The organism is Muriicola marianensis, from assembly GCF_014638095.1.
Taxonomy (GTDB): domain Bacteria; phylum Bacteroidota; class Bacteroidia; order Flavobacteriales; family Flavobacteriaceae; genus Muriicola; species Muriicola marianensis.
In genome coordinates, this window is the sequence record NZ_BMFH01000001.1 from 1,081,644 (window position 1) to 1,102,533 (window position 20,890).

Sequence of the window (20,890 nt, forward strand, 5' to 3'; positions counted from 1 at the left end):
CTGTTATATCGTTTCAACTTTGAGTTTAGCTTCTTCAGTGTCTTTAGGCAACACTACTGCATTTTTAAATCGCTTGAGACGTTTATTCACGTTAGCCCTTACCACATAATGGTCTATGGTCGGTGCAAATACATTCATCAGGAGGATAGCCAGGAAGACACCTTCTGGATAGGCGGGGTTAAATACCCGTATCATCACAGAGATGAAGCCTATCAGGAAGCCGTAGATCCATTTCCCCCTGTTGGTCTGTGACCCGGTAACCGGGTCTGTGGCCATATACACGATCCCGAAAGCGAGTCCGCCCACGATCAGGTGTTTCCAGAAATCGAAGCTCATCAGGCCGTAGAATTTACTGGATTCTGTGATCCATCCTGCGTCTACCACCCCATTGAAGATCAATCCCATCGCCAGGGCACCGGCCACGGCACTTACCATGATCCTCCAGCTGGCGATCTTGGAGAAGATCAGGAAGAGTCCGCCCAGCAGGATCAGAAACGTAGAAGTTTCCCCAACAGAACCAGGGATAAATCCGAAGAACATATCAGAAACCGTATAGGAAAATTCATTCTGTCCGTTCTGTGCCAGATATCCCAGAATGGTCTCGCCTGAGATGGCGTCAGGAGTTCCTGCACGCTCCATACCCTGGTAGACCCATACCTTGTCCCCGCTCATCCAGGTAGGATAGGCAAAGAAGAGGAACGCCCTGATAGTGAGGGCCGGGTTCAGTATATTCATCCCTGTACCTCCGAATACCTCTTTTCCGATGATCACTCCAAAGACCACGGCAACCGCCAGCATCCAGAGTGGGGTGTCGATTGGAACGATCAGAGGTACGAGCATCCCTGTTACGAGGTAGCCCTCCTCTACTTCATGACCCTTGATGACCGCGAAGATAAATTCGATCAGGAGTCCGACCCCATAGGAAACCACCACCAGTGGCAGTACTTTGATAATACCGATCCAAAAATTATCCCAGGTCAGGAAATCATTCCAGACAGAAAAATTTTCAGGAAAGCCGTTGACCGCAGAATAATGCTGGTATCCTGCATTGAACATGGAGAATAGCAGCACGGGAACCAGGGCGAGGATCACCGTGTTCATGGTCCTCTTCAGGTCGTCCGCCGCACGAATATGTCCTCCGGAATGCGTGGTCTCGTCCGGAGTGAACAAAAAGGTGTGGAAGGCATTGAATGCCGGCGCAAGCTTTTTGTCCCGGAGTTGGTGCTTTATTATGTGTAACCTTTTCTTAAAAGTCAATCTTTTATTACTCATCTTTCTTATCCTATTTCTTTATGCAATAAATCCAATCCTTCTCTTATGATCTGTTGGTGAGGTTGTTTGGAGATACAAATAAATTCGGTCAGTGAAAAATCTTCGGGAATCACCTCGTAAAGTCCCAGTTGTTCCATCTCATCCAGATCTTTGACCATACAGGCTTTCAGTAACTGGAGGGGATAGATATCCATGGGAAACACCTCTTCGTACATCCCGGTGACCACAAAGGCCCGGTGCTCTCCGTTGGTATTTGTGTCGAGGTCGTATTTTTTATTGGGCTGCAGCCAGGAGAACGTAAGGGCTCGTGTCGTTGAGATCTTGTCGAACACGGGTTTGTTCCACCCGAAGAATTCATAGTCGTCCCCTTCAGGAATAGCCGTCACGGTGGTATTGTAGAATCCGAGATATCCGTCTTGCCGGGTTTTGGAACCCGTGAGTACGTCCCCGTTGATCACCCTGAAATGCTTATCATTCACCCCACTTGCGTATAAGAAGGTAGATACTTCGGCACCTATTTTGGTCTTGTAATATTGAGGCTTTTTGATAGAGGAGCCTGCAAGGGCAACCAGGCGCTCGGCATTGAACTTTCCGGTTAGCAGTGCTTCGCCTATGATGACGAGGTCAGCCGCACCGACGGTCCATACCCTTTCCCCTTTGTTGATGGGGTCTATCTTATTGATCTGCGTACCAACAAGTCCGGCCGGATGAGGACCGGAGACCTTGTGAAGTTCAATCCCTTCCATTTGCGAAAATATGGAATTCCCTTTGGCATTAATGGAGACATGAACCGAACCGGGGGTGAGTTTTCCCAGGGCGCTCAATGCAGCCTGCAGTTCCTTCTCTTTCCCCGCGAGCACATATTCGAGGTCGGCCGCGAGAGGTCCGGTGTTAAAGCCGGATATAAAAATCGCCTTGGGAGTAACAGTGGGATCGGCTATGAAATCATAAGGCCTCTGTTTAATAAAAGGCCAGCATCCTGATTTGAGCAGGAACTTCTTGATATCTGCAGCCGACGCCTTCCCCAGGTCAAGTGTCTTGTGAGTGTGGTATTCTTGCTTTTTATCAGCCAGGATCTTCAGGGTGAGAATCTTTCTCCGAGCTCCCCTTTCGATCTCCACGAGTTCACCACTCACTGGAGAAACGAACATCATGGACTCCACGTTCTTATTGTAGAACAGTGCTTCACCTGCCTTCACCTCAGCACCCTCTTTTAAAAGCATTTTGGGAGTGAGTCCGTGAAAATCCAAAAGGTTTATTGCGTATACATTACTCAGCGCGGCTTTGGAAGTTGTAGGTTCCGCGGCACCTACCAGGTTAATATTTAACCCCTTTTTAATTCGAATGTCCTTTGACATGAAATGGAACCCTTTATCAGTTATCGAAAAATGTGCCCAAAAATACCACATAATAGAAAGTTTTCATAATTATTGCCTAGAAATTTGGGCATTAGATCGAACGGAATTTGAAGGGCATAGTTTTTGTTTACCTTTGATTCCTATTTGGGCCATTTATGCGTATAAACCTTAAACATTTTTTTCTCTGTTGCCTTGTTTTACAAGGGTTCGCCCAGGTGCAAGTGGAAGTGAACCCGCCGCCTAATATCAAGTCGGTGATCTTTCGCGGACCTACCGAAGACCAGTTCCCGGTGGTGCAACTCGGGGAGGAGATCTACCTCGAATTCGATGACCTTCTGGCCCTGGAGCAAGACTACTACTATTCCATCATTCATTGCGATTACGACTGGAGGCCCTCCCAACTGCTCAAATCACAATATCTCACCGGTATTGATAACCAGAGGATCATCAACTATGAGAACAGCTACAATACCCTTCAGCCCTATTCCAATTACCAGTTGAGGATCCCGAATGAAAATGTAAGGCTAAAGGTGAGCGGTAATTACGTCCTCGAGATCTACAACAGTTCTTACGAGCTTCAGTTCTCAAGAAGATTTGTGGTGTACCGCGACCAGGTCCGCGTAGGAGCGCAGGTCAGGCGCTCCCGCGATTTCAATTTCCTCAATGAACGCCAGTCAGTTCAGTTCACGATCAGTTCTGCCGGTTTTCCCTGGGTAAATCCTAAGAGGGAGATCAAGGTAGCCATCCTGCAGAATTATCAATGGGAATCGATGCTGCAAAATATTTCGCCACAATATGTCCTGGGCAATGACCTTGTATACCGGTATGACCAGGAAACGAGTTTCGAAGGGGGGAATGAATTCCTGAATTTCGATACCAGCGATCTGAGAGCCCCAACGGCCGCTATCTCCCGGATAGAATTTGAGGACCTGTATCAGCATTATCTTTTTCCTGACAATTACAGGTTCGACAGGGAATACACATATTTCCCGGATATCAATGGAGATTTTGCCATACGCACCCTGCAGGGCCGGGAACCTTCAAGGGAAGCCGAATATACGGAAGTACATTTCGCCCTTCCATACACAGAAAGGATCGGCCTTAACGAGGTCTTTATTTATGGAAAGTACAACAATTACGCCCTGGAGGAAGGAAGTCGCATGACCTACAACGACACCAACGGATACCTGGAGGCTACCCTATTGCTCAAGCAGGGGTTTTACAATTATACCTATGTATTGAAAAAACCCGATGGCAAAGTAGACCTCAATGCGGTGGGAGGCAACTTTCATTTTACGGAAAATAACTACCTCATCCTTGTCTATTACAGGGATTTCGGCGATCTTTATGATGGGATCATCGGGATAGGTTCTGCCAATTCGAGGACGATCAGCAACTGATCTGTTAGGATTGGCCAGAGAAATCCTCCAGTACACCGAAAAAATATCTCTTTTTCACTCCCAAACGGCCTAAATTATTATCTTTCCAAACGGTTAAATCCTCTCCAAAATACTAAGGACAGCGGGTTAAGAAACGATCGCAGCTTCAGAGGACGAAATCGGGGAATAGAAGATTTCGTGAATCAAAAGAATAAGATTAGGTGAAGATGATTACTCAGGTTACCAAAGGGATCAAAATTTCAGTCGCAACGAGTTTCGAAGGAACTTTTTTCAAGAATTACAAAACCCATTTCGCCTTCGGCTATACCATCACCATTGAAAATCAGAGTAAACATTCCGTACAGCTTACCTCCCGCCACTGGCAGATTTTCGATGCCCTGAATGAGATGGAGGTCCTGGACGGTGAAGGCGTGATCGGGAAAAAGCCGGTTATCAAACCGGGACAGTCTCATACCTATAGTTCCGGCTGTTTACTTTCTTCCCCTATTGGTTCCATGAAAGGGTATTACAACATGGTCAATTTCTCTACGACCGAAAAGTTCAGGGTATTTGTACCCCCTTTTAAATTCAGCGCCCCCTTCGCCCTGAATTAGTCTGCGAAACTGCTCGGGATATTTCGCAAACCTTCCTCCTTTTCGTACCTTTGCACCGTTTAAATCAAAACTGATCAGATCATGGGTAAAGGTTTTTTCCAGGTTCCTGTTGCTTACAATGAACCTATAAAAAGCTATGCTCCGGGTACCCCGGAAAGAGAAGCTGTTCTCAAACAGTACAAGGCATATTACAACGGGAATGTAGACATTCCCCTTTATATTGGTTCGAAGGAAATCAGGACCGGGAACACACGTCCGCTCTCCCCTCCCCACGACCACAAGCACAAGGTTGGGCAGTATCATCTCGCCGAGAAAAAACACGTGACCGAGGCTATTGAGACCGCACTCAATGCCAGGGCGGCATGGGCAGCGCTCACCTGGGAACAACGGGCAGCTATCTTCCTGAAAGCGGCAGAGCTGGTCTCCGGGCCATACAGGGCTAAGATCAATGCGGCGACCATGATCGCACAGTCGAAGACCATACACCAGGCCGAGATCGATGCAGCCTGTGAATTCATAGACTTTCTGAGATTCAACGTGGAATACATGTCTCAGATCTATCAGGAGCAGCCGGAATCAGCCGAAGGGATCTGGAACCGGGTGGAATACCGTCCGCTGGAAGGATTCGTTTATGCCATCACCCCTTTCAACTTTACCGCCATCGCAGGGAATCTGCCTGCCAGTGCCGCCATGATGGGGAATGTGGTTGTATGGAAACCCAGTGACAGCCAGATCTTCTCTGCCAAGGTACTGGTAGATGTCTTTAAGGAAGCAGGCCTGCCGGATGGAGTGATCAATGTGGTTTACGGTGATCCCGTGATGATCACCGAAAAGGTATTGACACACCCCGATTTTTCAGGTTTGCATTTTACGGGATCCACGGATGTTTTCAGGAACCTGTGGACACAGATTGGGAACAATATTCACAACTACAAGACCTACCCCCGCATTGTGGGAGAAACCGGAGGTAAGGATTTTATCCTGGCCCATCCTACCGCAAAACCCAGGCAGGTAGCCACGGCCATTGTCCGCGGAGCCTTTGAATTCCAGGGTCAGAAGTGCAGTGCTGCCTCCAGGGTATATCTGCCTAAATCCACTGCTGAGGAGATACTGTCAGAAGTGAAAAAGGACATGAAATCCTTTAATCCTCCCGGGTCTCCTGATGACATGAACAACTTTATCACCGCCGTTATTCACGAAGGGGCTTTCAATAAACTGGCATCCTATATCGACAAGGCCAAAAAAGACAAGGAGGCATCTGTTTTTGCAGGAGGCGGCTACGACAAGAGTAAAGGGTACTTCATTGAACCCACAGTGATCCTCACCACTGACCCCCATTACGTTACTATGGAGACTGAGCTTTTCGGACCGGTGGTTACAGTATATGTGTATGAGGACAAAGAATGGGAAAATGTTTTGGAACTGGTAGACACCACCTCTCCCTATGCGCTTACAGGTGCGGTGATGGCGACAGACCGCTATGCGATTGAGCAGGCCACTAAAGCCCTGGAGAATTCTGCAGGTAATTTCTATATCAATGACAAACCCACAGGAGCCGTAGTAGGCCAGCAGCCCTTCGGAGGGGCCAGGGCCTCAGGGACGAACGACAAGGCCGGTTCGGCTCAAAATCTTTTGCGCTGGGTTTCACCCCGACTTATAAAGGAGACTTTCGTCAGCCCGGAAGATTATAGATATCCATTCCTGGGATAGTAAAGAGCTAATTTTAAGGCCCTCAAGGAATATTTTTCTTGAGGGCTTTTTTTATCAAGAAGCGAGAGAACTGGGATTCACTATACTTATAATGTAAATTTAACGTTAATTATTTGTAAATTTAATGTAACTTTATAGTATCAATCTTTTGTGTCATGAATAATCCTGCCCCAAGAAAAAGGCTGAAAAAGAAAATGCATACGGGTTCTGTAAATCTGTATGAGATCCTGAAGAGATACGCGAGGAAATGTCGTTATTCCTACCTTTCTAATTTAAATCTATGAACCGGCAGTGGGTCCTAAAGGAAGGTGTACCACCACTTTGGTCGCAAAAAAGTCCTCTTCAAAATATTCCGACAAGGGATAGATATGCGCTTTTGAAAAATCTTGCAATTCTTCCCTGAGATCTCCTCCTTTTAGGTATAAAATGCCATTTTTTAACGGGTGTACTGATTTCTGACTGACCTTTCCGTCTACCCATCGCACAAAGGTCGGCATGGCCGCCACAGCCCTGCTGACAATAAAGTCGAATGAGCCCGGCAGGTCCTCTACCCGGGCGTGTATCGCTTCCACATTGCGTAATCCGAGTCCGTCTATCACTTCCTTGACCACCCGTATCTTTTTCCCAATGGAATCCACCAGGGTAAACTGAGTATCGGGGAACAAGACAGCGAGGGGGATACCCGGAAATCCACCACCTGTTCCCACATCTAGCACCTTGCTGCCCGGCAGGAAGGACAAGACCTTTGCTATCCCCAGGGAGTGAAGAATATGCCGAAGATATAGCTCATCCACATCTTTCCTCGACACTACGTTGATCTTTTGGTTCCAATCCTGGTAAAGGCCTGCCATTTCGGAGAACTGGCTGATCTGTGTATCAGTGAGTTCGGGAAAATATTTCAGAATCAGATCCGTATTCATCCTGAATTTTAGGTCAAAAATAGGTTAATTTGAATCTACCTTTTGTGATATTTTAAGATTTTCAGGACATTAAAAAGGGTTGTATTACGTTATCTTTACGGCTTTGAATTTATTTTATGGAGAAAACGACGATCAGATTTTCAAGAAAAGACTCTGCAAATTTTTTCAGAACACTAAATAAAAGGGTCAATGAATATTTCGAAACCCATAACCTCAAAAAGACAGGGAACTGGCGTCTTCACCTGAAGACAGCAGTCATGTTCTCCCTCTTTTTGGCCCCTTATTTCCTCATTCTTACCCTCAACCTGCCCAACTGGGCAAACCTGTTGCTTACCATGACCATGGGAGTCGGGATGGCCGGAGTGGGTATGAATGTAATGCACGACGGGAATCACGGTTCCTATTCCACCAAGAAGTGGGTCAACAAACTCATGGGCAGCAGTATCTATATACTTGCCGGCAATGTATATAACTGGCAGGTTCAGCACAATGTGCTGCACCATACCTACACAAACATTCACAACCACGACGAGGATCTTGAGGCAGGTCGCATCCTCAGGTTCTCAAAACACGCCAAATGGCACCGGTTCCATAAATTTCAGCATTATTACAGCGTATTCCTGTATGGCTTGCTGACCTTCAACTGGGCTCTTACTACCGATTTCATGCAGATGTACCGCTACACAAAGCGGAAGCTATCTTACGGGAAATTTCCGAATCCCGTTATCAACTGGAGCGTTCTGTTGATAACTAAAGCGATCTATATCACCGTTTGGATCGTCATACCCATGGTCTTTCTCAGCATAGCCTGGTGGAAGATCCTGCTAGGTTTTTTCATTATGCACTATGTGGCGGGAGTGATACTGAGTGTAGTATTCCAGCTGGCCCACGTAGTTGACGAGGCTGAAACACCCCTCCCTGAAAAGGATGGATCCATGAAAAATACCTGGGCCATCCATCAATTGTTCACTACGGTGAACTTCGGGACCAGGAACAGGATCGTCAATTGGTTTACGGGCGGACTCAACCATCAGGTTGAGCATCACATCTTCCCCAACATCAGCCATATCCATTACACAAAAATCTCCAAAATTGTGAAAGAAACGGCCCGGGAGTTTAATTTGCCCTACAACGAATACAAAACTACCAGAAAAGCCATAATTTCGCACTTCAAACACCTGAGGGAACTCGGCAGAAATCCCCAGATGCAGTATCAATAATTAGACTGACCACATGAGTAACGCCTTATCCGATAGAATTAACAAATTATCTACTTCGGCCACCCTCGCTATGGCCGCCAAGGCCAGGGAGCTGAGAAATGAGGGAAAAGACATCATCGGCCTGAGTCTGGGGGAACCCGACTTTAATATCCCGGATTTTATCAAAGAAGCCGCCAAAAAGGCCATCGATGAAAACTACAGCAGCTATTCTCCTGTAGACGGTTATGCCGATCTGAAGCTCGCGATATCTAATAAATTCAAGAGGGACAACAACCTGGAGTACAAACCCGGCCAGATCGTTGTCTCTACAGGAGCCAAGCAGTCCCTTGCCAACGTGGCCATGGTCATGCTGAACAAGGGAGATGAGGTCATCCTTCCTGCACCCTACTGGGTGAGCTACCGCGACATCGTTCAGCTGGCAGAAGGGACCCCGGTTGAAGTGCCTACGACCATTGAGACGGATTTTAAGATGACTCCGTCCCAGCTACGCGCGGCCATTACGCCTAAGACCAAGATGCTATGGTTCAGTTCTCCCTGTAACCCCAGCGGATCTGTTTACAGTGAGGAGGAACTCAGTGGGCTTGCAGAAGTACTTGCAGAGCACCCGCAGATCTTCGTAGTCTCGGATGAGATCTACGAACACATTAATTTCCGGGGCAAACACGCCAGCATAGCATCTATACCAGGGATGTATGAAAGGACCATCACCGTGAACGGAGTATCCAAGGCCTTTGCCATGACCGGCTGGAGGATAGGTTATATTGGTGCAGCAGACTGGATCGCCAAGGCCTGCACCAAATTCCAGGGCCAGATCACCAGCGGGGCCAACGCCATAGGCCAACGCGCAACCATCGCCGCCCTGGAAGCCCCTGTGAGCAAAATTCAGTTCATGATTGACAAATTCAGGGAACGCAGAGACCTTATACTTTCCCTTCTGGGTACTATTGAAGGCTTTAAGCTCAATGTTCCTGAAGGAGCGTTTTATGTCTTCCCGGACATCTCCAGTTACTTTGGGAAAGAACTCAAGGGCAAGAGGATCAACAATGCATCCGATTTTGCCATGTACCTGCTGGAACAGGCCAATGTGGCCACGGTAACGGGTGAAGCCTTTGGCAACCCGGATTGTATTCGCATTTCCTATGCAGCTTCTGAGGACGAGATCAGGGAAGCAGTAGACAGGATCAAAAAAGCGCTGTAATTTACCTCAGGTCCTTTTCCAGAAGTAGGGGGTCATGAGGATAAGGACCGTAAAGAGTTCCAGCCTTCCGGCTAGCATCAGGAACCCACACCACCATTTACCGAGCTCAGGCAGGCTGTTGAAGTTGTTAAGCGGACTCAGGCTGCCGAAAGCGGGGCCTACATTGCCGAGGGCAGAAGCCGCCCCTCCAATCGACGACTCAAAATCGAGCCCCAGGAATCCCAGGACCAGCGCCCCTATCACGAAGAGCAACATGTAGAGTACAAAAAAGCCGATCACGTTATAGACCACATGCTCGGTAACGGTCTTGTTATTGAATCTCACGGGGATCACTGCATTGGGGTGGAGCGTTCTTTTAAATTCCAGCAATCCGTTCTTTATGATCAGGATATGCCTCATGATCTTGATCCCTCCGGCCGTAGATCCCGCCGAACCCCCGGCAAACATGAGTCCGAAAAAGAAAACCGTAATAAAAGGGGTCCAGGCAGTAAAATCGGCCGATACAAACCCTGTGGTAGTAACTACAGCAACTACCTGGAACAGGGCGTGCCTGAATGCACTCTCCGCTTGTCCCAGAACCTTTGGATGGTAATCGGAAACCGGAACCTCTGCCATGAAAAAGATGACCAGGGCCACAGCGATCACGATGAGAAATGTAAAGATCACATAGTATTTAAATTCTTCGTCTCTCAGCACTTTTTGCACCTTCCCCTTAAAGGCAAAATAACTCAGTACGAAGTTGCTCCCGGCCAGAAACATAAAAAAGATGACAATGTACTGGATCAAAGGCTGGCTGTTCCAGTAAGCGAGACTTGCATTTTTGGTGGAAAATCCACCGGTAGAAAGGGTAGCCAGGGAATGGTTGATCGCATCGAAAAACGTCATTCCCGCGGCGTAGAGTAAAATGGTCTCAGCAACTGTGTACCCAAAATAGATCAGCCAAAGCCGTTTGGCCGTATCGGTGATCCGAGGGTGCAGTTTGTCTGCACTGGGACCCGGGGCCTCGGCGGCAAACAGCTGCATACCCCCAATCCCCAGTAACGGAAGGATGGCGATGGCCAGGACGATGATCCCCATCCCTCCTATCCAGTGTGTCAGGCTCCTCCAGAAAAGGATACCTTCCGGCAGTACTTCAATATCATCAATGATAGAAGCACCTGTGGTGGTATAACCGGACATGGTCTCAAAGAATGCGTTGGTCAAGTTCGGGATAGCACCCGTAAAAATATAGGGCAGCACCCCAGAGGCCGCCATGATGATCCATCCAAAGGTTACAATGATATACCCTTCTTTGCGGGAGACTTCCTTGTCATGTCCCCGGGTCAGGAACATAGACATCACCCCTATCATCATGGTCACAATGGAAGCCGTGGTGATCTCCAGGGTTACACCATCCTCGTAGATACCGCTGACCACAGCCGCCAACAGCATGAAACCTCCATTACAGAGCAGGAGAAGTCCCATAAGGTGAATGATGATTTTGGTGTTGAATCCCATCTTAAAGGAATAAGCGTTCGATCTTCTGTATGGCCTGGGGGAGGCAGCAAACCACCACACGGTCGCCTGCGGAGATCTCAAAATCTCCCAGGGCCACCATCCCATTTCCATCCCGGATCACCCCGCCTATGATGGCGTTTCTCGGAAAATCCAGGTCCCGGATCACTTGTCCGTCCATTTTCGAATCCGGTTTTACAACGAATTCCAGGATCTCCGCATTGAGATTGTTCAGCCTGGTCAGCGCCACTACTTCTCCTTTACGAATGTACCTGAATATGTTGTTGGCGGCCAGGAGTTTCTTGTTGATCAGGGTATCGATGCCGATGGACTGGGACAGCTGGAAATAGTCCATGTTTTCCACCAGGGCGATGGTCTTCTTGATGTGTTTTGATTTGGCCACAAGACAGGACATGATATTGGTCTCCGAATTCCCGGTGACCGCTATAAATGCATCCATTGATTCCAGGCTTTCCTCTTCCAGAAGCTCTACATTTCGCCCATCCCCGTTGATCACCAGTGCATTGGGGAGAATATCGGCCAGGTCGAAGGCCTTTTCTTTGCTCTTCTCAATGAGTTTCACGTTGAATTTACGGGCACAAAGGTCCCGGGCCGCCTTGAAGCCCACCTTGCTGCCTCCCAGGATCATCACGTTCTTCAGGGCTTCTTTCTTCTTCCCGGTGAGTTTATATAGTTCATCCACCCCTTTCTTATCGGTAATAAAATACACCTGGTCCTCCGCTTTAAAGACCGTGTCTCCCCGTGGGATCAGTGTATACTGGGTTCCCCTCCGCTGCATCGCTATGGGCATAAAGTGGAGTTCGGGGAAAATGGATGCTGCTTCTTTAACTGATTTGCCCACAAAAGGAGCGCTTTTAGGCAGGGAAACACCTACCATGATCAGGGCCCCGTCCTCAAATTCATAGGTGTCGTGAAAGGCAGATTGGTTCAGGAGGAGCTGGATCTCCGAAGCCGCGAGCTCTTCCGGCGAAATCAGCTCATCAATACCGAGTTCTGCGAAGTTGATCTTTTCCCGGTAATCGAGGAACTCAGTATTGGAAATCCTGGCGATAGTCTTTTTGCAGCCCAATTGTTTGGCCAGCATACATAGGGTGATATTGGTCGTTTCCGATGAGGTGACCCCAATGACGAGGTCAGAACTCTCCACCCGGGCTTCCTGCAATACGGAAAGTGAGGTCGCATCTCCTCTAAGCACCCTGATATCCAAATGATTATCTGCATAGATCAGGCTATCCTTATGGGTGTCGATCAGAGTGATGTCCTGTGATTCGTAAGAGAGTAGTTTAGCCAAATGAAAGCCTACTTCGCCTGCACCAGCGATGATAATCTTCATGAGCAAATAAAGTCTTTAATCATAACGAACAGATCGTCTTGGAAGTTCAATCCCGATCCTGTTTCCACGGCACTTACCAAAGGAAGAGTTGCATGGAATGCGGAGCAAAATTACACAATTTTATTTCAACCCTGTCCATTGGCGTCTCTGTTTTAATAAGCGTGTTTGGAGTCGAACCCACCTTCGGAACAAAGGCTATGTATTATCTTTGCACAAAATTTACGCTATGTCGAAGAATGTGACTCCCTACAAGGATACCGAAAGGGGCAAAAAAGAACAGGTAACTTCCATGTTTGATGCCATTTCCGGGGAATACGACGGCCTGAACCGGGTGATCTCATTTGGCATCGATGTGAAGTGGCGAAAGCGGGTGGTGAGGATCCTCAGGGAAAGGTCTCCCGAGACCATTCTGGACATTGCGACGGGCACCGGAGACCTGGCTATTAACCTGGTGGAGACAGGTGCTTCCAGAATCGTGGGCCTCGATATTTCTCACGGTATGCTCGAGGTGGGAAAAAAGAAAGTAAGGCAAAAGAAACTAGGCGATAAGGTGGAAATGCTGGTCGGGGACAGCGAAGATCTGCAGTTCGGGGATAACAGCTTTGACGCGGTGACCGTGGCATTTGGCGTTCGAAATTTTGAAAACCTGCAAAAGGGGCTCAGTGAGATCTACCGGGTTTTGAAACCCGGGGGTACTCTGGTCATTTTGGAAACTTCAGTCCCCACAAAAACACCTTATAAACAAGGCTATGCCTTTTATACCAAATACGTCCTTCCCACGATCGGCAAGGTGTTCTCCAAAGACAGGTCGGCCTACCGCTATCTCAGCGAGTCGGCTTCGGTCTTCCCTCACGGTAAAGCCTTCAACAATATTTTAGGGGAAATCGGGTTTATAGGTATGGAGAACAGGCCGCAAACCTTTGGCGCGGCCTCCATTTATATCGCCAGTAAGTAGTCTATGAGAAGAACCTTCTTTCTGCTGTTCCTGATCCTGATGGGAAATGCAAGTGTACTCGTTGGCCAGTTCAATGAAAAGCCCATCCTCAACCTGGAAAACGAGGACAAAGCACTCTTAAACTGGGGCTACTTTCTTGGTTTTAACCAATACGATTTCAAGTTTGACTATAAGAACGACCTCCAGGATATCCTCGTAAACAAGTCGGTTGGGTTTAATGTGGGCTTAATCGGGGAAGTGCGCCTGCATGAGCACTTCGACCTCCGGTTTGAACCCGGACTCTACTACGGATCCCGAACCCTGGGATTTCCCGGTTTTTCGGAAGAGAGCGATGCGATCCGTGAAGTAAAATCGACCTATATCAACTTCCCCCTTTTGCTCAAGGCAAGTACAAAGAGGATAGGAAACTGGAAACCTTTCCTGGTGGGTGGTGTTTCTGCTTCGATGAACCTGGGTAGCAATGAGGACAGCCTGGATGACAACAGCAGCGGGACATTCAGGATGAAAAAACAGGTATTCAACTACGAGCTCGGCTTCGGGATCGATTTCTATACGGAATACTTCAAATTTTCTCCCTCCATCAGGGGTGTATTCGCGATCACGGATGAACTGGTCCCCGACAACGACCCTTCAAGCCCCTGGACGGGAAATATCGACGCCCTTCGCACCCGAGGCGTCTTCGTAAATTTCACCTTTGAATAGATCAGTTCGGGGAATCTCTCCTGAGTTCGTGTAACAGGATAGCGGTGGCAGTGGCCACATTGAGGCTTTCGGCTGAGATCTTTCCGAATTGAGGCACGCTCACCTTGCTCCGTATATGATTTCCTGCCTCTTCGGATATCCCGTGAGCTTCGTTCCCCATTACTAGAATGCCGGTCTCCGGCCATTGTGTCTTCTGCACATCTTTTCCTTCCATATAGGCCCCAAAAATAGGTTTCCCGGAGGCAGACAGGAATTCAGGCAGGTCGACATAGACCACTTTCACCCTGGCGATCGACCCCATGGTCGCCTGCAGCACCTTGGGGTTGTAGCAATCTACTGTATCCTCGGAGCAGATGAGCTGTGAGAAGCCAAACCAATCGCATAACCGGATGATGGTACCCAGATTACCCGGATCCTTTACCCCATCCAGTGCCAGCATCCACCCCTCCTCTTTTAAGACCTGTGTCTGCGGGATGGGAAAAACGGCAAGCACCTTGTTCGGGGATTTGAGTCCGCTCATCCTGATCAGATCTGCCTCCTTTACGACCTCGAAAGGAGGGGGATTTGGAGGGAGTACCTCCGGGGTGGTGGTATAGAGAAACCGGGGATCATATCCCTCTGCCAACAGTTCATTTACCAGCTTTACTCCCTCAGCTACAAAGAGGCCTGTGGCCTTTCTGTGCTTTTTTAGTTGCAGGCTCCTGATATACTTTATTTGACTTTTCCCAACCATCCAAAAAATGTATTTTTGGTTCCTATGAATACCTCCTTTCCTCTTAAGGGCTACGGTGCTAAAATAGGTATCTTCCTGCTTATCGCCGGGCTTTCTTCCTGTAATACTTTAAAGCGGGTAGGAGAAAATGAATTGTTACTGACAAAAAATGCCATTTATACAGACGGGCAAAGGGTTTTGGATGAGGATGCCAGGAGCCTTATTGTACAAGAGCCGAACACCCGTGTCCTGGGTTTTCCCCTCAGACTTAACCTCTACAATCTGGCAAAGAAAGATCCCGATTCTACCTTCCAGGCATGGCTAAATCGCAAACCCGAAAGGGAAGATCGCCTGGCCAGGCTGCTGTCCCAGAAACAGGTCGACGCTCTGGGGGAGTCATTTCTCGTCAAAGGATACAGTGAATGGCTCAAGAAGATAGGGGAAGCTCCTGTGATCATCGACACCTCCCGCACGAGAAAAACCCTGCAACGACTCAAGACCTATTACGACAGCAAAGGGTATTTCAACAACAGTACAACCTTTGAGATCAAGGAGGAAAAGAGAAAACAGCGGGCGGCAATAGACTATCTGATCACCCTGGGAAAACCTTATTTTATCGACTCCCTGACCAACAACATCGCCTCCCCGGCGATTGATTCTATCTATAAGGCCAACAGCGACCGATCCCTGATCTTAGAGGGCAAACAATTCGACTTTACCGACTTCAATAATGAGAGGGAACGCCTCACCGAACTGTTCAGAAATTCGGGGGTCTATAATTTTCAGGAGAGTTCCATAACCTACAATATTTTGAGGGATACCACCGAGATCAGGGATGATCAGCAGATGACTGTGGAGCTGAACATTGAAAACCTGAGGAAAAGAGGTGATACGGCCATCACTACCGCAGAGTACAAGGTATTTTCCTTCGACAGGATCAACATCTTCGCGGATTACGAATTCGGAGACGACCCCAGCACAATGCAGTCGACCGAATACAAGAATTACACCATCTATTTCAAAGACAGACTAAGGTATAAACCCAAAGCCCTTACCGATGCCATCTTCTTTGAAAAAGACAGTCTGTACCGCGACCTGGACAGGATACGGACCTACCGGCAGATCACCAACCTCAATACGTTTAAGTATCCCAACATACAGATCCTGGAAGACAGTACACAGACCAGGCTGGTATCCAATATCTTCCTTACGGCCCGATCCAAGTATTCCCTGGGCCTTAACCTGGATGTGACGCATTCCAACATACAGCGACTGGGGATCGGGTTCAGCACTTCTCTTATCACGAGGAACGTATTCGGAGGGGCGGAGACGCTGAGCTTGTCTGCACGTGGTACTTTTGGTCTTCTCAGCGATGCATCCCTTCCCGAGGATTTCTTCTCGGAAGTTGGGGCTGATATCAACCTGACATTTCCAAGGATCTGGTTCCCCCTCCCTACGGAGAGGGTAATTCCTTATTATATGCTTCCTCAGACACGTATTTCTGCGGGAACGAGCTTTCAGAAGAATATCGGGCTCGACAAGCAGACTCTGAACAGCATTTTAGGTTATACCTGGACTCCGGATATTTTTCGTAAAAACACCCTGGAACTCCTCAACATTCTCTACGTGCGCAATGTGAACCCCGACCGTTTCTTTAATGTATACGGCAGCAGTTACAGGCAATTAGATAATATAGCCGATACGTATGAGGATGAGCCTGCCCTGGCAGCTTTTTTTGAGCCCACAGACGATCCGGATGATCCCCGCCTCATCATCCCGGATGGAACGACCGGCTTTACCCAGGCTGTACTGGACGGAACCGTTACTACGGCAAGGGAAGATTTTATAGACGTAAGCCGGATAGAAGAACGAAGGGACCGCCTCACAGAGAACAACCTGATCTTTTCCAGCAACTATACCTTTACGAAGAATAACAAAAGTGGTATCAATGACAATAGTTTTTACCAGTTCCGCCTGAAACTGGAAAGTGCCGGTAACTTGCTTTCGGCAATGTCCTATCTTGTGCCCTTCAATCAGAATGACAACAACAACCTACTGGTCTTTGGGGTCCCCTATTCGCAATATGTGAAGACGGAGTTCGACTATATCAAGCACTGGGACCTCAGCAGGTCTAATGTCCTGGCATTTCGCAGTTTCTTCGGTATCGCAGTACCCTACGGCAACTCTGAGAGTGTTCCATTTGTACGGAGTTACTTTGCGGGGGGATCCAACGACAACAGGGCATGGTTCCCGTACTCCCTCGGCCCCGGCCGATCCAGCGATATCAATGACTTTAACGAGGCCAACCTGAAACTCGCCTTTAACCTGGAATACCGCTTCCCCGTAGTGGGGAATTTCAAAGGCGCCCTCTTTGCCGACGCGGGTAATATCTGGAATGTCTGGGACAATGTGGACGATCCGGACAAGACCTTCAGCGGCTTCGGATCCCTAGCAGATATTGCCCTGGGTACCGGTTTTGGGCTTAGGTATGATTTTACCTATTTTGTCTTTCGGGTAGATGCCGGATTTAAGACCTACAACCCGGCTGAGGAGCCCTCGAGGAGATGGTTCAGGGAGTACAACTTCAGCAATGCTGTCATACAAATAGGGATCAATTATCCCTTCTAGACCTAATAATTTTATTACTTTTGCCCGAGTATCACAACTGACTAATTAAAGAGAGAAACATGGGTCACAATATCAAACCAGGTGTCGCAACGGGTGACGATGTGCAAAAGATTTTTGCTTATGCCAAGGAAAAGGGCTTTGCCTTACCCGCTGTAAATGTAACCGGTTCCAATACCATAAATGCCGTCCTCGAAACGGCTGCATCACTTAAATCTCCTGTCATTATCCAGTTCTCCAACGGCGGAGCACAATTCAACGCTGGAAAGGGTCTGTCAAATGAAGGACAGCAGGCTGCCATCAAGGGAGCAATAGCCGGAGCAAAACACATTCACGAACTGGCTGAGGCATACGGGGCAACCGTTATCCTTCACACCGACCACTGTGCGAAGAAATTACTCCCCTGGATTGACGGCCTTCTCGATGCCAGTGAGGAACATTACAATGCCACCGGCAAGTCCCTCTTCAGTTCTCATATGATCGACCTTTCTGAAGAGCCGATCGAAGAGAATATAGAGATCTGCAAACAGTACCTGGAAAGGATGAGCAAAATGGATATGACCCTGGAGATCGAACTGGGGATCACCGGAGGAGAAGAAGACGGGGTGGACAATACCGATGTGGACGATTCAAAATTGTACACCCAGCCCGAGGAGGTTGCTTACGCTTACGAAGAACTCAGCAAGGTGAGCCACAGATTTACCGTGGCCGCAGCCTTCGGTAACGTACACGGGGTCTATAAACCCGGAAACGTGAAGTTGACACCTAAGATCCTTAAGAATTCCCAGGAGTACATCTCCAAAAAGTACAATGTGGGGCACAACCATATCGACTTTGTCTTTCATGGCGGCTCAGGGTCAACCCTGGAGGAGATACGGGAAGCGATAGGCTACGGGGTGATCAAGATGAACATCGATACGGATCTTCAGTACGCCTTTATGGAAGGAATCAGAGAATACTTTAAGGCAAAGGGGCCTTACCTTCAATCCCAGATCGGGAATCCCGAGGGCGAGGATCAACCCAACAAAAAATTCTACGACCCCCGGGTCTGGATGCGCGAAGCCGAAAAGACCTTTGTGGCCAGGCTCAAAAAAGCTTTTGAAGACCTCAACAATGTGAATACGCTTTAGGCAATTTCTCCCACTTTAAATGATGTGACTATGACGGCTTGGTTTAAACGAAAGGAAAAAGGGATACAGACCGCAACAGAACAGAAGAAAGACACTCCGAAGGGTCTCTGGTACAAATCGCCTACGGGCAAGATCGTAGAGTACGAAGAGCTCGCCAAGAACTTTTACGTAAGTCCGGAAGACGACTACCACGTCAGGATCGGCAGTAAGGAATATTTTGAGATCCTCTTTGACGACAACAAATTCACAGAACTCGATGCCAAACTCAGCTCCAAGGATCCCCTGAAGTTTGAGGATACAAAAAAGTATGTAGACAGGCTTAAATCGGCCCAGAAGAAAACCGGACTCAAGGATGCGGTGCGCACGGCTTACGGTAAATCCATGGGGAAGGACCTGGTCGTGGCCTGTATGGATTTCAGTTTTATCGGAGGGTCCATGGGAAGCGTGGTAGGCGAGAAGATCGCAAGGGCCATAGATTATTCTATCAAGAAAAAAGTACCGTTTTTAATGATCTCCAAGTCGGGAGGGGCACGTATGATGGAAGCGGCACTTTCCCTCATGCAGTTGGCTAAAACCTCTGCTAAACTGGCTCAGCTGGCAGAAGCAAAACTTCCTTATATCTCCCTCTGTACTGATCCCACCACTGGGGGTACTACGGCATCGTATGCCATGCTGGGTGATATCAATATTTCCGAACCAGGTGCCCTGATAGGCTTTGCAGGTCCGAGGGTGGTTAAGGAGGCGACCGGAAAGGACCTTCCTAAGGATTTCCAGACTGCCGAATTCGTAAAGGAACACGGCTTCCTCGATTTTATCGTACACAGGAGCGAACTTAAACAGAAGGTCAACCTCTACCTGGACCTCATTCAGAACGAACCGATCCGAAAATAAAAACAGCCCTGGTCTTCAGGGCTGTTTCTTTTGGGTACTTTAGTTCTTAAATCTCCGGAGGAAGATCTCCTCAGAAGTTCCGTCGGGGTAGGTAAGCACTCCTTTTGCGTCACAGCTTCCGTCCCCGAAATCCAAACTGGCTGTAGCGTCGTTCCTGGAAATATTCAGGACTCCGCTGACGATGAATCTGCAGGCCAGTTCCCTCCTCAATGGGGTCACTGTTTCCTTGACGAATACGTTGCCCATTGGCCCAGTGAATGTCCCCTTTCCGCTGATCAGGTACACATTATCTCCCCAGAATCCACTGCCGTATCCCTCGATCCATTCGCGGGTACGTTCACCTGTAAAACTCGCGGTTTCCCCGTTCGGCCAGGTTGCCGAAAAACTGGCATCGGCATCAGACTGGGGATTGCCGTTCTCATTGGTGCGCATCCTCAGGATTGAAGCCCCTCCTTCTATGGCCACTCCGTTGAATGTAAAGTTCTCCAGGGAAAGGCTAAGGGTATTGGTGGCCATTTCCATATCCTTGGAATAGCTCAGAAAGATGATTCCGCTGAGAACATTCCCATTAGGTAGCTCGCATCCCTCTCCAAAATCGATGGTGCGTTCTTTGCTTGTGGAGGTGATCACCGTGGTAATGGTCACACAATCCGGCAGAAAATCGGAATTATAGGAGAATTTTCCGGCAGCCTGAGCTTCGTCTGCCATATAGACATCTTCGGCTATGTTCATGATCTCCTCGGAAATTAATTCTGATTCGTCACTCACCTTGAGTTCGGCGACCTCGAAGTTCTCGGTTTCCGCAATGGGTGAGGATTCTTCCTTGTTACAGGAAAACAGCAAGGCAGCTGCCAAAAGCATACCTCCGGCATAGTTCAGTGTTTTGAGACTCTTTTTCATAATGTAGTTTTTAAAGATTACCCTCCTAAGACCGTATTCTTTAAGAAAGGTTTAACGACCTCATAAAAAAATAACTTCATCAGGTCGGGTTGCGAAATTATTTCTATCTTTGCACCTCGATTGAAAATCAATCAAATACATAAAAATCATTTAATACAATATTGGCATGTATTTAACTACAGAAGTAAAGAAGGAAATCTTCAAAAAGTACGGGGGAGACGAAAACAACACGGGTTCAACAGAAGCTCAGATTGCATTGTTCACCCACAGGATCAACCACCTTACGGGTCACCTTAAAAACAACCAGAAGGATTTCAACACAGAGAGATCACTGGTAAGGCTTGTAGGTAAAAGGAGGAGCCTCCTCGACTACCTGAAAAGAAAGGATATTGAGAAATACAGGGAACTCATCAAAGACCTGAATATCAGAAAATAAAAAAATGGGGGAGGGATTCT

The 20,890-nt window shown here is 48.0% G+C and carries 18 protein-coding genes; 11 read left to right on the forward strand and 7 right to left on the reverse strand.

Annotated elements, in window-relative coordinates; all coding sequences use genetic code 11:
- Positions 1–3: 3 nt before the first annotated feature.
- Positions 4–1,272: an NADH:ubiquinone reductase (Na(+)-transporting) subunit B gene (locus IEV19_RS04980; RefSeq protein ID WP_188369568.1), complete on the reverse strand. Its 1,269-nt coding sequence runs from the start codon at positions 1,270–1,272 to the stop codon at positions 4–6.
- Between the two features lie 5 nt (positions 1,273–1,277).
- Positions 1,278–2,630, reverse strand: a complete 1,353-nt coding sequence (locus tag IEV19_RS04985) for a Na(+)-translocating NADH-quinone reductase subunit A (RefSeq protein WP_188369569.1) — start codon at positions 2,628–2,630, stop codon at positions 1,278–1,280.
- Positions 2,631–2,785: 155 nt separating this feature from the next.
- On the opposite strand from IEV19_RS04985, the gene IEV19_RS04990 reads away from it, so the two are divergent.
- The 3 genes from IEV19_RS04990 (at position 2,786) to pruA (ending at position 6,333) form a co-directional block, all read left to right on the forward strand.
- On the forward strand, positions 2,786–4,030 hold the full coding sequence (locus IEV19_RS04990) for a type IX secretion system plug protein (protein WP_188369570.1): 1,245 nt from the start codon (positions 2,786–2,788) through the stop codon (positions 4,028–4,030).
- A gap of 206 nt (positions 4,031–4,236) precedes the next feature.
- Positions 4,237–4,623 carry a Co2+/Mg2+ efflux facilitator ApaG/CorD gene (gene apaG, locus IEV19_RS04995; RefSeq protein WP_188370738.1) on the forward strand — a complete coding sequence of 129 codons (387 nt, stop codon included), beginning with the start codon at positions 4,237–4,239 and terminating at the stop codon, positions 4,621–4,623.
- A gap of 81 nt (positions 4,624–4,704) precedes the next feature.
- Positions 4,705–6,333, forward strand: a complete 1,629-nt coding sequence (pruA, locus tag IEV19_RS05000) for an L-glutamate gamma-semialdehyde dehydrogenase (protein ID WP_188369571.1) — start codon at positions 4,705–4,707, stop codon at positions 6,331–6,333.
- Positions 6,334–6,611: 278 nt separating this feature from the next.
- Here the strand turns inward: pruA and rsmG are convergent, their stop codons facing one another.
- The gene (gene rsmG / locus IEV19_RS05005) at positions 6,612–7,253 is read right to left on the reverse strand and encodes a 16S rRNA (guanine(527)-N(7))-methyltransferase RsmG (protein ID WP_188369572.1); all 642 of its coding nucleotides are present in this window, start codon (positions 7,251–7,253) and stop codon (positions 6,612–6,614) included.
- Positions 7,254–7,369: 116 nt separating this feature from the next.
- On the opposite strand from rsmG, the gene IEV19_RS05010 reads away from it, so the two are divergent.
- The gene (locus tag IEV19_RS05010; RefSeq protein WP_188369573.1) at positions 7,370–8,473 is read left to right on the forward strand and encodes a fatty acid desaturase family protein; all 1,104 of its coding nucleotides are present in this window, start codon (positions 7,370–7,372) and stop codon (positions 8,471–8,473) included.
- A gap of 13 nt (positions 8,474–8,486) precedes the next feature.
- Positions 8,487–9,671: a pyridoxal phosphate-dependent aminotransferase gene (locus IEV19_RS05015; protein ID WP_188369574.1), complete on the forward strand. Its 1,185-nt coding sequence runs from the start codon at positions 8,487–8,489 to the stop codon at positions 9,669–9,671.
- A gap of 6 nt (positions 9,672–9,677) precedes the next feature.
- On the opposite strand, the gene IEV19_RS05020 is transcribed toward IEV19_RS05015, so the two are convergent.
- Together IEV19_RS05020 and trkA are read right to left on the reverse strand one after the other, a co-directional pair.
- A complete protein-coding gene (locus tag IEV19_RS05020) occupies positions 9,678–11,168 on the reverse strand; it encodes a TrkH family potassium uptake protein (RefSeq protein ID WP_188369575.1) in 1,491 nt (496 codons plus the stop codon).
- 1 nt (position 11,169) lies between these two features.
- A complete protein-coding gene (gene trkA / locus IEV19_RS05025) occupies positions 11,170–12,519 on the reverse strand; it encodes a Trk system potassium transporter TrkA (protein WP_188369576.1) in 1,350 nt (449 codons plus the stop codon).
- 226 nt (positions 12,520–12,745) lie between these two features.
- On the opposite strand from trkA, the gene ubiE reads away from it, so the two are divergent.
- Entirely contained in the window at positions 12,746–13,474 is a 729-nt protein-coding gene (ubiE, locus tag IEV19_RS05030; protein WP_188369577.1) for a bifunctional demethylmenaquinone methyltransferase/2-methoxy-6-polyprenyl-1,4-benzoquinol methylase UbiE, read from the forward strand.
- 3 nt (positions 13,475–13,477) lie between these two features.
- Positions 13,478–14,176 (forward strand): type IX secretion/gliding motility protein PorT/SprT, encoded by a 699-nt coding sequence (gene porT, locus IEV19_RS05035; RefSeq protein ID WP_188369578.1) that lies wholly within the window; start codon positions 13,478–13,480, stop codon positions 14,174–14,176.
- Between the two features lies 1 nt (position 14,177).
- Here porT and IEV19_RS05040 read toward each other — a convergent pair whose 3' ends face one another.
- Positions 14,178–14,909 (reverse strand): TrmH family RNA methyltransferase, encoded by a 732-nt coding sequence (locus IEV19_RS05040; protein WP_188369579.1) that lies wholly within the window; start codon positions 14,907–14,909, stop codon positions 14,178–14,180.
- 24 nt (positions 14,910–14,933) lie between these two features.
- On the opposite strand from IEV19_RS05040, the gene tamL reads away from it, so the two are divergent.
- The 3 genes from tamL to accD are packed head-to-tail and all read left to right on the forward strand — an operon-like array spanning position 14,934 to position 19,534.
- Positions 14,934–17,516: a translocation and assembly module lipoprotein TamL gene (tamL, locus tag IEV19_RS05045; RefSeq protein ID WP_188369580.1), complete on the forward strand. Its 2,583-nt coding sequence runs from the start codon at positions 14,934–14,936 to the stop codon at positions 17,514–17,516.
- A gap of 59 nt (positions 17,517–17,575) precedes the next feature.
- Entirely contained in the window at positions 17,576–18,643 is a 1,068-nt protein-coding gene (gene fbaA, locus IEV19_RS05050) for a class II fructose-bisphosphate aldolase (protein WP_188369581.1), read from the forward strand.
- Positions 18,644–18,673: 30 nt separating this feature from the next.
- Positions 18,674–19,534, forward strand: a complete 861-nt coding sequence (gene accD, locus IEV19_RS05055; RefSeq protein WP_188369582.1) for an acetyl-CoA carboxylase, carboxyltransferase subunit beta — start codon at positions 18,674–18,676, stop codon at positions 19,532–19,534.
- Positions 19,535–19,573: 39 nt separating this feature from the next.
- Here accD and IEV19_RS05060 read toward each other — a convergent pair whose 3' ends face one another.
- Positions 19,574–20,434 (reverse strand): hypothetical protein, encoded by an 861-nt coding sequence (locus IEV19_RS05060; protein ID WP_188369583.1) that lies wholly within the window; start codon positions 20,432–20,434, stop codon positions 19,574–19,576.
- A gap of 166 nt (positions 20,435–20,600) precedes the next feature.
- Here IEV19_RS05060 and rpsO point away from each other — a divergent pair, with 166 nt between their 5' ends.
- Complete coding sequence (rpsO, locus tag IEV19_RS05065) at positions 20,601–20,870, forward strand: 30S ribosomal protein S15 (RefSeq protein ID WP_188369584.1); 270 nt, start codon at positions 20,601–20,603, stop codon at positions 20,868–20,870.
- Positions 20,871–20,890: the final 20 nt, after the last annotated feature.